Annotated in this window: 7 protein-coding genes and 3 rRNA genes; 1 reads left to right on the top strand and 9 read right to left on the bottom strand. The window is 52.7% G+C overall.

Annotated elements, in window-relative coordinates; genetic code table 11:
* Positions 1 to 25 precede the first annotated feature (25 nt).
* The 9 genes from rrf to U1140_RS09780 form a co-directional block, all read right to left on the bottom strand.
* Positions 26 to 144 (bottom strand): 5S ribosomal RNA (gene rrf, locus U1140_RS09820).
* Positions 145 to 308: 164 nt separating this feature from the next.
* Positions 309 to 3,365: ribosomal RNA gene (locus U1140_RS09815) — 23S ribosomal RNA — on the bottom strand.
* A gap of 392 nt (positions 3,366 to 3,757) precedes the next feature.
* Positions 3,758 to 5,274, bottom strand: a 16S ribosomal RNA gene (locus U1140_RS09810).
* The 16S, 23S and 5S rRNA genes sit together here, the layout of an rRNA operon.
* A gap of 552 nt (positions 5,275 to 5,826) precedes the next feature.
* Positions 5,827 to 6,792: an arsenic resistance protein gene (locus U1140_RS09805; protein ID WP_369847524.1), complete on the bottom strand. Its 966-nt coding sequence runs from the start codon at positions 6,790 to 6,792 to the stop codon at positions 5,827 to 5,829.
* Positions 6,793 to 6,916: 124 nt separating this feature from the next.
* A complete protein-coding gene (locus U1140_RS09800) occupies positions 6,917 to 7,672 on the bottom strand; it encodes an iron ABC transporter ATP-binding protein (protein WP_369847522.1) in 756 nt (251 codons plus the stop codon).
* Positions 7,669 to 8,679: an iron chelate uptake ABC transporter family permease subunit gene (locus U1140_RS09795; RefSeq protein ID WP_479684128.1), complete on the bottom strand. Its 1,011-nt coding sequence runs from the start codon at positions 8,677 to 8,679 to the stop codon at positions 7,669 to 7,671. The genes U1140_RS09800 and U1140_RS09795 overlap by 4 nt, the downstream gene beginning before the upstream one ends.
* A gap of 64 nt (positions 8,680 to 8,743) precedes the next feature.
* The gene (locus U1140_RS09790; RefSeq protein ID WP_369847519.1) at positions 8,744 to 9,763 is read right to left on the bottom strand and encodes an ABC transporter permease; all 1,020 of its coding nucleotides are present in this window, start codon (positions 9,761 to 9,763) and stop codon (positions 8,744 to 8,746) included.
* Positions 9,764 to 9,936: 173 nt separating this feature from the next.
* A complete protein-coding gene (locus U1140_RS09785) occupies positions 9,937 to 10,986 on the bottom strand; it encodes a siderophore ABC transporter substrate-binding protein (protein WP_369847517.1) in 1,050 nt (349 codons plus the stop codon).
* Positions 10,987 to 11,244: 258 nt separating this feature from the next.
* Positions 11,245 to 11,652 carry a DoxX family protein gene (locus tag U1140_RS09780; protein ID WP_369847515.1) on the bottom strand — a complete coding sequence of 136 codons (408 nt, stop codon included), beginning with the start codon at positions 11,650 to 11,652 and terminating at the stop codon, positions 11,245 to 11,247.
* Between the two features lie 127 nt (positions 11,653 to 11,779).
* Between U1140_RS09780 and U1140_RS09775 the strand changes: the two genes are divergently transcribed.
* Complete coding sequence (locus tag U1140_RS09775) at positions 11,780 to 13,270, top strand: peptide MFS transporter (protein WP_369847512.1); 1,491 nt, start codon at positions 11,780 to 11,782, stop codon at positions 13,268 to 13,270.
* Positions 13,271 to 13,395: the final 125 nt, after the last annotated feature.

Here is a 13,395-nt window from a genome sequence, read left to right as displayed (position 1 = left end):
ACCCTCAAAACATGAAATTATTAAGTGTCGGCAGCAACCTACTCTCCCACACCCTCCCGAGTGCAGTACCATCAGCGCGACGCAGGCTTAGCTTCCGGGTTCGGAATGGGACCGGGCGTTTCCCTGCCGCTATAAACCACCGACACAACCAACCAGACAACACAACCAAACCAACCGGCTTAGTCACTGTATCCGTTGACCACACACAAACCAGTGTGGTGTGTCAAACACTGCATAGTGGACGCAAACAACAAACCAATTTTTCTTACACGCAACACACAACCAACAAACAATTGGTGAATGCATCTTTGTTGTAGTAGTTCGGTGAATTAGTACCAGTCACCTCCACGCCTTACAACGCTTCCAGATCTGGCCTATCAACCCCATAATCTCTAGGGCACCTCATAACGAAACCTCATCTCAAAACAGGCTTCCCGCTTAGATGCTTTCAGCGGTTATCCCTTCTACACGTAGCCAACCAGCCATGCCACGGGCGTGACAACTGGCACACTAGAGGTGTATCCATCCCGGTCCTCTCGTACTAGGGACAGCCTTTTTCAAGTTTCTACGCGCGCGGCGGATAGAGACCGAACTGTCTCACGACGTTCTGAACCCAGCTCGCGTGCCGCTTTAATGGGCGAACAGCCCAACCCTTGGGACCTACTCCAGCCCCAGGATGCGACGAGCCGACATCGAGGTGCCAAACCATCCCGTCGATATGGACTCTTGGGGAAGATCAGCCTGTTATCCCCGGGGTACCTTTTATCCGTTGAGCGACACCACATCCACAAGTAGGTGCCGGATCACTAGTCCCGACTTTCGTCCCTGCTCGAGCAGTAACTCTCACAGTCAAGCTTCCTTGTGCACTTACACTCAAAACCTGATTGCCAACCAGGCTGAGGAAACCTTTGGGCGCCTCCGTTACTTTTTGGGAGGCAACCGCCCCAGTTAAACTACCCACCAGGCACTGTCCCCAACCCAGATCATGGGCCAAGGTTCAGGTATCCGATCAAGCCAGAGTGGTATTTCAACAACGACTCCACACACACTAGCGTGCACGCTTCACAGTCTCCCACCTATCCTACACAAGCCAAACCGAACACCAATACCAAGCTATAGTGAAGGTCCCGGGGTCTTTTCGTCCTGCCGCGCGTAACGAGCATCTTTACTCGTACTGCAATTTCACCGGGCCTGTGGTTGAGACAGCAGGGGTCTCGTTACGCCATTCGTGCAGGTCGGAACTTACCCGACAAGGAATTTCGCTACCTTAGGATGGTTATAGTTACCACCGCCGTTTACTGGGGCTTAAATTCTCCGCTTCGACCCAAAGGTCTAACAGGTCCTCTTAACCTTCCAGCACCGGGCAGGCGTCAGTCCATATACATCAACTTACCGTTTTCGCATGGACCTGTGTTTTTGATAAACAGTCGGACCCCTCTATTCTCTGCGGCCCCACCAAGCATAACCCAGTGGGGCTCCCCTTCTCCCGAAGTTACGGGGACATTTTGCCGAGTTCCTTAACCACAGTTCACCCGAACGCCTTAGTATTCTCAACCTGACTACCTGTGTCGGTTTAGGGTACGGGCCGAATATGCACTCGCTAGAGGCTTTTCTCGACAGCACAAGCACACCACATTCACCCAAAAAAGGGCTATGCATCACGCCTCAGCCTTAATAGTGCCCGGATTTACCTAGACACCAGCCTTAAACGCTTACACCAACAATCCACTAAGCGGCGTGGCTGCCCTACTGCGTCACCCCATCACTTGGACCACAGTTAAGGCCCCACACACTCAACCCATCACAACACTCAAAGAGCGTAAGCAATAGGTCTCGAACGTGGTTAGTATCACTGCTTTACCATTGACGCACACACTCGGGTACCAGAATATCAACTGGTTATCCATCGACTACGCCTGTCGGCCTCGCCTTAGGTCCCGACTCACCCTGGGAAGACGAACTTGACCCAGGAACCCTTAGTCATCCGGCGGTAAGGATTCTCACCTTACAATTCGTTACTCATGCCTGCATTCTCACTCGCACACAATCCACACGTGTTCACACTCATGCTTCACCTCATGCACGACGCTCCCCTACCCAACGCATAAACGTTGCCGCGGCTTCGGCGGTGTACTTGAGCCCCACTACATTGTCGGCGCAGAACCACTCGACCAGTGAGCTATTACGCACTCTTTCAAGGATGGCTGCTTCTAAGCCAACCTCCTGGCTGTCATCGCGATCCCACATCCTTTTCCACTTAGTACACCCTTAGGGGCCTTAGCCGGCGATCTGGGCTGTTTCCCTCTCGACTATGAAGCTTATCCCCCACAGTCTCACTGCCGTAGAACACTTCAATGGCATTCGGAGTTTGTCTGATGTTGCTAAGATGATAGTCCCGCTCAACCAAACAGTAGCTCTACCTCCACCAAGCTCAACTACGACGCTGCACCTAAATGCATTTCGGGGAGAACCAGCTATCACGGAGTTTGATTGGCCTTTCACCCCTACCCACAGCTCATCCCCGCAGTTTTCAACCTACGTGGGTTCGCGCCTCCACAACCTCTTACAGCTGCTTCACACTGGCCATGGGTAGATCACCCCGCTTCGGGTCCAGGACATGCCACTAACAACACCCAATTAGGATTCGCTTTCGCTACGACTACCCCACACGGGTTAACCTCGCGACATGCCGCTGACTCGCAGGCTCATTCTTCAAAAGGCACGCCATCACACAACAAACGGTGCTCTGACGGATTGTAAGCACATGGTTTCAGGAACTATTTCACTCCCCTCCCGGGGTACTTTTCACCATTCCCTCACGGTACTATCCGCTATCGGTCACACTAAGTATTTCAGCTTACCGGGTGGTCCCGGCAGATTCACGGCAGATTCCACGAGCCCGCCGCTACTCGGGAAACAATCAACCACCACACACGCACCTTCAACTACAGGACTCTCACCTTCTCCGGTAGGCCATTCCAAACCACTTCATCTAACACGCGTAAGGCAGCACAGCCATGGTAGTGACTGAACAATTGCTCCCAACAACCCCACACATGCAACCCCTACCAGGTATCACACACATGCAGTTTAGCCATAATTCGCGTTCGCTCGCCGCTACTAACGAAATCACTCTTGTTTCCTTCTCCTACGGGTACTGAGATGTTTCACTTCCCCGCGTAACCCCCACACTAGCTATACATTCACTAGCAGGTGACTGCGAATAACCACAGCCGGGTTTCCCCATTCGGACATCCTCGGATCAACGCTTGATTGACAACTCCCCGAGGCTTAACGCAGCCTTCCACGTCCTTCATCGGCTTAGCATGCCAAGGCATCCACCATGCGCCCTTACAACACACAACAAAATAAAAACACAATAAGAAAAAATCACAGCACACACAACACACACAAAAAGCATGCATCATGCGCACAGATGCTCGCGTCCACTATACAGTTCTCACACACCACACCAACCACAACCAACAAAAACCAAGTCTGTTCGTTCAATGGTGGTCAACGAACAACACACACGTGCTGCCCGAGACACCCAACAACGCGCCAACGCACCCAACAACTATTTTTTGACAACAACGCCTACTCAACCAAGTGCTCACATGATGTAAGAAACACAAAACAATAAAAAACGCTGCAACCCACATAAACAACCAACGCTTATGTGAACAAAAATCACAGCAGAAGCATGAACCACCCACAACTGTGGAATGATCAACACTAATTAATAAAAACTCCTTAGAAAGGAGGTGATCCAGCCGCACCTTCCGGTACGGCTACCTTGTTACGACTTCGTCCCAATCGCCGATCCCACCTTCGACGGCTCCCTAAACGAGTTTGAGCCACCGGCTTCGGGTGTTACCAACTTTCATGACGTGACGGGCGGTGTGTACAAGGCCCGGGAACGTATTCACCGCAGCATTGCTGATCTGCGATTACTAGCGACTCCGACTTCATGGGGTCGAGTTGCAGACCCCAATCCGAACTAAGACCAGCTTTAAGCGATTCGCTCACCCTCACAGGCTCGCTGCGCATTGTACCGGCCATTGTAGCATGTGTGAAGCCCTGGACATAAGGGGCATGATGACTTGACGTCGTCCCCACCTTCCTCCGAGTTAACCCCGGCAGTCTCTCATGAGTCCCCACCATAACGTGCTGGCAACATAAGACAAGGGTTGCGCTCGTTGCGGGACTTAACCCAACATCTCACGACACGAGCTGACGACAGCCATGCACCACCTGTACACCAGCCACAAGGGAAACTACATCTCTGCAGCGATCCGGTGTATGTCAAGCCCAGGTAAGGTTCTTCGCGTTGCATCGAATTAATCCACATGCTCCGCCGCTTGTGCGGGCCCCCGTCAATTCCTTTGAGTTTTAGCCTTGCGGCCGTACTCCCCAGGCGGGGCGCTTAATGCGTTAGCTACGGCACAGAAACCCCAAAAGGCCCCTACACCTAGCGCCCACCGTTTACGGCATGGACTACCAGGGTATCTAATCCTGTTTGCTACCCATGCTTTCGCTCCTCAGCGTCAGTAACTGCCCAGTAACCTGCCTTCGCCATCGGTGTTCCTCCTGATATCTGCGCATTTCACCGCTACACCAGGAATTCCAGTTACCCCTACAGTACTCAAGTTATGCCCGTATCGCCTGCACGCCCACAGTTAAGCTGTGGAATTTCACAGACGACGCGACAAACCACCTACGAGCTCTTTACGCCCAGTAATTCCGGACAACGCTTGCACCCTACGTATTACCGCGGCTGCTGGCACGTAGTTAGCCGGTGCTTCTTCTCCAGGTACCGTCACAAAACGCTTCGTCCCTGGCGAAAGGAGTTTACAACCCGAAGGCCGTCATCCCCCACGCGGCGTCGCTGCATCAGGCTTGCGCCCATTGTGCAATATTCCCCACTGCTGCCTCCCGTAGGAGTCTGGGCCGTATCTCAGTCCCAATGTGGCCGACCAACCTCTCAGTCCGGCTACCCGTCGCCGCCTTGGTAGGCCATTACCCCACCAACAAGCTGATAGGCCGCGGGCTCATCCTACACCGAAAAAACTTTCCACCACACACACTAAAGTGCGGTCCTATCCGGTATTAGACCCAGTTTCCCAGGCTTATCCCAGAGTGCAGGGCAGATCACCCACGTGTTACTCACCCGTTCGCCACTCGAGTACCTCCGAAAAGGCCTTTCCGTTCGACTTGCATGTGTTAAGCACGCCGCCAGCGTTCGTCCTGAGCCAGGATCAAACTCTCCAAAAAAAATTTCAGAAAAAGAGTCTGAAAACCTAGTCAAAAAACTACAAAAGAAAAATCAAAGAGCAACACTTACTCAACAAAGATTAATCTCATGCAGAAACAAAATAATGCTCCCACACCACAATCAATCAAGTAAGCATCAAAAAATAATAAGTACATTGACACGCTATTGAGTTCTCACACAACACCACCACCTCACTACCGGGGCACTCTTATCAACAAGCGCCCTTCCGTAAAGCAGCCAGACCGATGTTACACACTAGCAAACATGAACACAAACCAGAACACTGTGTTGTTAATCACAACAACCGCGACCAGTTCACACCCACGCCAACCAGCGCACCAACCACAACAGTCAGCACACACCAGCCATATGAAGTTAAATCATCACCACCACAAACCAACACAAAAAACACAGCCACACTCAACCGATTCAGAAAAGAAGCACAAGCTCCCCACCAAAACGGTGATCATGTGAAGTTATTTTCTCTGTCAGCCCCTCGCGGCGACTTGGATAAGCTTATGCGATAAGTAAACACAATGCAAATTCGCGGTTTATTGTAAAAGTTTCCGCAGGTAAAGGCCACTTTTGATCAACGCCACCATTACGCATAATTCAACTAATGTTTGCCCAACGATCACCATTGGAACAGCTTCAAAACCGGCCGGCAGAGCTAGAGCAATCGGCATAATTACCAACGAGTTTCGGGTAACTCCAGAAAATATCGTCGCAATGCCATCCTTTGCTCCCAGACGACAGTGTTTTGCGACCGTTACTCCGATTACCACCATGATCGCCGCGAAGAGTGCGTAAATCACCAAAACTGGGACCAGTTCGTTCAGATTATGCAATACATGCGCACCGTAGGTAGCGGTAATGGCGAACAAGGTCAGCACCATCAACGGGACCATAGCGATTTCGCAGGACAGCAAAGCATTGCGCCCGAGCTGAGCTATACAAGCACTATGTGTTGATCGCATCGCTCTTTGCATTATCCAGGCAATAAACAGTGGAATTACTAACAAAAAGACTACAGAGCGAATGATCGGCCACAGAGCGGTTGCGGCAAAGTCGTGCCCGATGATTAGCGGAAGAACGAGCATCAGGACTGCGAGTTGCACGATAAACAACACTGGGGTGATCGTGAGTAAGCGATCATGCGCGGCTCCCGCGAGCCCAGAAAATGGGACCACGTAATCAATGCACGGCGCTAATAGCACCATGACTACTCCGGCTAGCAAGACGGGTTGTGTTCTCAGCGGAATTGTCAGGACTGCTATAACTGCTGGCACTACGACAAAATTTAACCCCAGAATGATCGCTGTGAGACGCGGAGCCGGCCGGACTTTTTGCAGCGGCAAAGCCGCAAACGTCGACAGCATGAGCAGCCCGAGCACCGGCGTCAAAAGCCATTCCAGGTTCCTCGGTGTGACAAGCAATCCCACGATAATTGCTACTAAATAAATTCCAACCTGATATTTCTCCAGAAAATTCAAGCAGCCCGCCGGTTTAGTGCTCATTTTCTCGTTGCCTGTAATTCCGCCCGCGTATGGCCCGTCATTTTCGTCCAGCGGGAAGCACTTCTGCACCGACAATCACTTCTGCACTGGTATTCATGTCTGCCTCCGAAGACTTAACTACGTACTAGTGGTAGCAGGCAATGAGGCCATCTGGACCATCGATCACAGAGATTTCCGTGTTGAATATCCCGGTCAGAATGTCGTCCTTCATAACCTCGTCGGGCGTACCGAATTCACAAATCTGTCCGTCTTTTACAGCACAAATATAGTCGGCATAACGCGCGGCAAAATTGATATCGTGCAGAACCAGAATGATCGTACGGCCGAACTCTGGGCCAACCTGCTTAAGGTGGCGCATCATCTCCACCGAGTGTGCGATATCGAGATTGTTCAGTGGCTCGTCGAGAAGGACATAATCGGTTTCTTGACAGAGCACCATCGCCACATAAGCACGTTGACGCTGACCGCCGGAGAGCTGATCGAGGTAGCGATTTTCCAGCGCCGTGAGGTTCAAAAAGTCGATGTATTTAGAGATGATCTCTTCATCCTCAGCGGTCAATCGTCCACCGGAATAAGGAAATCGCCCAAATCCAACTAATTGGCGCACAGTCAGCTTGGTAATGAAGTGGTTTTCTTGCCGCAGAATCGAGAGGATGCGGGCCAATTCTTTCGATTTAGTGTTGAAGACATCGACTCCGCCCACCGTAATCTCTCCCGCATCAGGTTCTAACAGTCTCCCGATCATCGTGAGCAAAGTTGATTTGCCAGCACCGTTGGGACCAACGAGCGCAGTGATTCCTTGAGCGGGAATCTCTAGGTTGACCGGGCCGATCTCGACCTCACTGCTGTAGGCCTTCTGCAGGTTGTGCAGGTTAATCACAAGCGTCCCTTTCGCAAAATGACAAATAGGAAGACAGAGCCACCGACAAGCTCGATGACGATCGATACGACACCTTGAGCGTAGAAAACGTGGTTCAAAATGAAGTAGGCAGCGCTGAGAACCGAGAATCCGGTCAACGCAGCCATCGGGAAGATATAGCGGTGGTCAAACGTATCCGCAAACTGGTATGCCAAGGTTGCCACCAGAAAGCCCAAGAACGTCATCGGTCCGACCAATGCAGTGGACACCGCCATCAGGACAGAAACCAAGATCAAGGTCAGTATCGACCAAAATTTGTAGTTTAGCCCCAGATTCATAGCTGCGTCCTTGCCCAAACTCAGAACGTTAAGACGACGCGAGAGAGCATAAAGTACAGCAGCCGCACCAAGGCAAAGCGGAATAGCTACCGGATAATAATCGGCGTCCGCGTTATTGACCGAACCGAACAGGCGGGCGGTCAAAACATCAAATTCGGAAGGCGTGAGCAATCGCTGCATGAAGGTGGAGATAGACCCCAGCCCGCCACCGATGATGATGCCTACCAGCAACATCGCATGCATATTCGCATGCCTTCCCGTCAACAGCCAAGAGTATAGGATGAGCGAGAGCAAGATCATGACGACGACTTGAAAAATAAACGTCGCCAAGGTTCGCGCATTGGTTAACCCAGCTGCGCCCAGGAAGAACACCGTCGAGGTGTGAATCAACACATAGAGTGACTCGAACCCCATGATTGACGGGGTAATGATGCGGTTATTCGTCACCGTGTGAAATGCCACGGTCGCGGTAGCCTGGCAGATCGCGACAACGGCCATGGCGATCACCGCATTCAGTCGCCGCTCGGCAATCAGCCAGAATTGCTCGGTTCCGAAAGGCATCGGATTGCCATACGCCAGTAGGCCGAAAGCACAACAGATAGCAATGACGGCCAGGACACCGAAAATGATCCAATATTTCCGGGCGGCAGCGGTGCTCTGGAATGCGGATGCACGGCGCTCCCGGTTCAGTGCCGCCTTTCTGCCCGACTGCGTGCTGGAGTCGGGAGCCTCGGCTGCTTGTTTTTTCTGTGCGTTAACCACGACGAGCCTGCCTAACGATCAAAGTGACAAAGACAATCGCACCAACGATTCCCAGAATGACGGAAACCGGCATTTCGAACGGGCTGATAATCGTGCGGCCAATCAAATCGCAAACCACGACGATCGCGATACCGATCAAGCACACCCAGGGCAAGTTAGAGCGCAAGTCGTCACCGCGAAACATTGCGACGACGTTCGGCACGATCAGACCCAAGAATGGCAGAGAGCCCACGACTACAGTAACCACACCGGTGGCAACCGCTATCAAAGCAGTGCCGATCAAAACCATGCGGGCGTAGTTCACTCCGACATTCGTCGCGATGTCTTCGCCTAGGCCTGCGACGGTCAGACGATCCGCGAAAAAGAAGACAGCGGCAGCAATGGCAACAACGACCCAGAGAACCTCGTATTGCCCCTTGTACACCGAGGTGAACGAGCCCATGAACCAAATGCCCAGCGATTGCAACATGTCGAATTGCAAGGCAAAAAACGTCGAGATTGACGAGACCACTGCGCCGAGCATGATGCCGATAATCGGCACCACCAGCGAGGATCGCAACGAAACTTTGCGCAAGAACAAAAAGAACACCATGGTGCCCACGAAGGCAAAAAATACCGCGCCGATCATGCGCTCGAGCACGCTGGCTGTCGGCACGAAAAACATGACGAACAACAAACCTAACCCAGCCCACTCCGTGGTACCGGTCGTCGTCGGCTCAACGAATCGGTTTTGTGTCAGCAGCTGCATGACCAACCCCGACATAGCCATCGCTGCACCGGCCAGGATCAATGCAATCGTACGAGGCAGGCGGGTAATGAAGAACATCTCCGAGCCATTGGCAGCGTCGAAAATGTTGTATTCACCAACCATCAGTGACGCCACGAGCAACCCAGCGACAACCACGATGCCGACGAGAAGTTTCCAGTCAAATAATTTCGACCGCGTTTGCGCACTACGACGTGGTCTTCCCGCCGCAGAGTGTGTGCCATCAGGCGTTGTCGCAGTGGTCATATCGTGCGCCTCTATCCCCTTTTAATCATGACGGCTAGTCACCGGAGAATTCTCCGGCCGATAATCATGGCAATGCCGAGGCCACGAAAATCGTAGCCTCGGCCGGCAGCTCATATGCGTAGTGCACTCGCAGTCAGAATCTCATTCCGCGCGCACACGCCAGAGCTAGGACTTTATTTCTTCGCTGCCTCGAAAGCATCAGCGATGTCGTTGAGAATCTCCGTGTAGGTGATGATGGATTCATTGGTGTAGGTATCTGCCGGTGCATAAACTACCTGGCCATCTTTCACCGCAACCACGTTTTGCAGCGCTGCAGCACCTTCGATGACTTTCTCAGCTGCCTGGTAGTCAGCTTCCAGACGCGCAGAAAGGGCAGCCTCGCGGTCCAGAACAAACATCCAGTCTGGGTTGGATTCTGCAATCGCTTCTACAGAGATGTCATCACCCTTGTGGTTGGATGAAGCATCATCTACCTCGAGGGCTGGTTTCAGGTCCAACATATCGAAGATTGGACCGTAGGTACGGCCAACCGATGGTGCAACGTAGCCGATTTCGCCACCGGAGACGTTGACCGCCATCACCGTGGATTCACCGTCATAAGCCTTTTTCGCACGCTCGATGGCAGCGTCGAAGTCGTCGACCAGCTCTTGCGCTTCGTCTTCATGACCCAACGCTTCTCCCAGGCCCAATGCGTGCCGGCGAAGTTCCTCCGCAAAGTCTTCGTCGTCACGAGGCTCAAATTCCAGAATGGCGGAATCCGGGTTCAGCGATTTAATGTCATCGTAGTGCTGCTGAAAGCGTTGGCCATTGATGATCAAGTCTGGCTGTGCCGCAACCAAAGCCTCCAGATCTGGCTCACGGTGCATGCCCATATCAGCTACGGAGTCATCTTCGCGGTAAGCATCGACAGTGTGCGGAATCAGTTGCTTCGGAGCAGCAACGAGGTCTACGCCCCACTTTTCCAGGATTTCAAACGACCGGTTGTCGGTGGCCGCAATTGCCTTCGCATCCTTTGGTACTTCCTGGGTGCCGTGGTTGTCTTCGATGCTGATGGTGTCGCCGTCGGAAGCCGCATCAGCGGTAGAGTCAGCAGCGCTTGATTCTGCAGCAGTGGTGGAATCTGCACTGGTGTCAGCGGTGTCATCGTTAGAGCAGGCAGCAAGGATAAGGCTTGTTGCTGCTAGACCAGCGATGACAGAGTAACGGTTTTTCACGGAGGTCATGCTTCGTTCACTTCTCCTCTAGGGTGGCGTACATTCTCAAAAACTGGCAGTTTTCTGTGTAGTGACAGCTAAGTCACACAACCAGAGGTTAACCTTATTGAGTAATTGCTTACTCCACAAGGGTTGCCTAGTCTTTTCACACTCAAGCCTGCGGAAAATATATTAGGAAACTATTACCTCAGCAGTGATTTCACAGGGTTTTCCAAAATTTCCTTCCACCCCCGTATGTGAAGAAACACACGAAATCCCCCGGATTCTCTATGCTTTCTCAGCTTTCTTTGCGACGCGCCACGCTCCCTGGATCAACGAAATCTGTAGCGGGAGCCGAACCAGGCTAACGAACGCTTTAAGCGGTGATTGCGGGACCCACTGGCGGGCCATTTCCACGTTTCCTGGGAATACCGCCAGCAACAACGCCACTGCCGCATATCCTGCGACCGCACGGGTTTTCGCTACCGATAGTCCTGCCGCAACACCGAGTTCTGCTGCCCCGCTGAGATACGTCGCGGTGCGCGCCGAACCAGGTACCCAGCGCGGAACGATCGAATCGAAGACGGCCGGCCGGTAGAAATGCAGGACCCCGGCAACACCGAAAATGACACGAAGCCCCCGCACCCCAGGGACTAGTTGGTTTGTGAGTCGAGTTAGCCGCGAATTTTTATTCATACCGCTAGCTTAATAAATGCTCAGCATACTTAGGCACGGGCCAGGTTTATCCCGGTGTTCACAGAACAAACGCGTAGTTTTATTCTGTTCAAGTAATCATTTTCGTGAGTAAGTTCGAGGTATCTTTATGTCTCTCTCGCAGCCGGGCAAAGAATCCGGCGCTGCAACAGAACAGACTGCACCGGCAGCCAGTTCTGCCACGTTCTTTGGCCACCCGCGTATGCTGGCGAACCTGTTTTTCGTGGAAATGTGGGAACGCTTTTCCTTCTACGGAATGCAGATCATCCTGGTCTACTATCTCTACTATTCCGTCGCAGACGGCGGGCTGGGCCTGGATAAAGCTGCTGCCACCGGTGTGATCGGCGCCTACGGCGGCATGGTCTATCTCATGGCAATCGTCGGCGGCTATCTCGGCGATAAAGTCTGGGGCCCAGAGCGAACACTGTTTTATTCCGCCATCGGAATCATGGCTGGCCACATCGCGCTCTCGCTGATTCCTGGTTTAGGTGGTGTGGTTGTCGGCCTGGTACTGATCGCCATTGGCTCCGGTGGCCTGAAAACTAACGCCTCGGTGCTCGTCGGCTCGCTGTATTCTCTCAAAGACACCCGTCGCGATGCCGGATTCACCATCTTCTACATGGGTATCAACATCGGTGCTCTACTAGGCCCACTGGCGACGAACTTCGCCTGGGATGTATCCGGTTTCCACTTAGGCTTTGGTATCGCAGCTATCGGTATGGCGCTGGGACTTGTTCAATACTGGTTCACCAGGAAAAACCTGCCCGCTAGTGCTCACCACGTGTCCAATCCAGCATCCCCGGCCGAAAAGAAAAAAGCACTTGCTGCCACCATTGCGTTTGTCGGCATCGTCATCGTCATGGTGTGGATGGGTCTCATCACCCCAGGAAACATTGACGCCTGGGTGATCGGACTTATCGCAATCTGCGCGGTCGTGTTGTTCGTGATCTTGTTCCGCAGCGACAAGACCAACGAAACCGAACACTCCCGTGTGAAGTCTTTCCTTCCTCTGTGGTTCGGTAGCGTGCTGTTCTGGTCTCTATACCAACAACAGTTCACCGTTATGGCCGTGTATTCAGACACACGCCTGAACTGGAACATCTTCGGAATGGAACTCAAGCCCGGACTATTCAACTCGATTGCACCACTGTTCATCATTATGTTCGGCACGCTATTTTCCGTCATGTGGACCAAGATGGGTGATAGACAGCCCACCATCGTCACAAAATTCGCTCTCGGTCTGCTAGGTGCAGGTATCGCTTTCGCGATCTTCCTGTTCCCGAGCGGACAAGAAATTGTCAATGTGGGATGGCTAGTAGGCGTTCTGTTCGTGATCACGTTGGCCGAGCTGTGCATCTCACCAACCGGCACTTCCCTGGCCACAAAACTGGCACCAGAGGCGCATAAATCTCAGATGATGGCTCTGTTTTGGACTTCGCTAGGCATGGGCACTGCCATCGCCGGATGGATGGCGCAGTTCTACAGCGCGGAAAACGAAGTCGTGTATTTCTCCACCATGGCGATCATGTCGCTGATCGGCGGCTTGGCGATTTTCTTCGGACGCAAACCGATCCTGAAGATGATGCGCGGCGTGCGCTAGGCGCGCCTAGGCAAACCGAACGGGTTCGCTAGGCTGCACGAATCGCGAGCAGCGCATAGGTGATCAACCAATGCGTTGCAACGCCCCCTAGAATCCAAGCTTGGATTTAGATAAAGCAAATCCCC

The organism is Corynebacterium drakensteinense, assembly GCF_041224285.1.
Taxonomy (GTDB): domain Bacteria; phylum Actinomycetota; class Actinomycetes; order Mycobacteriales; family Mycobacteriaceae; genus Corynebacterium.
This window is presented reverse-complemented; position numbering and strand designations above follow the sequence as displayed.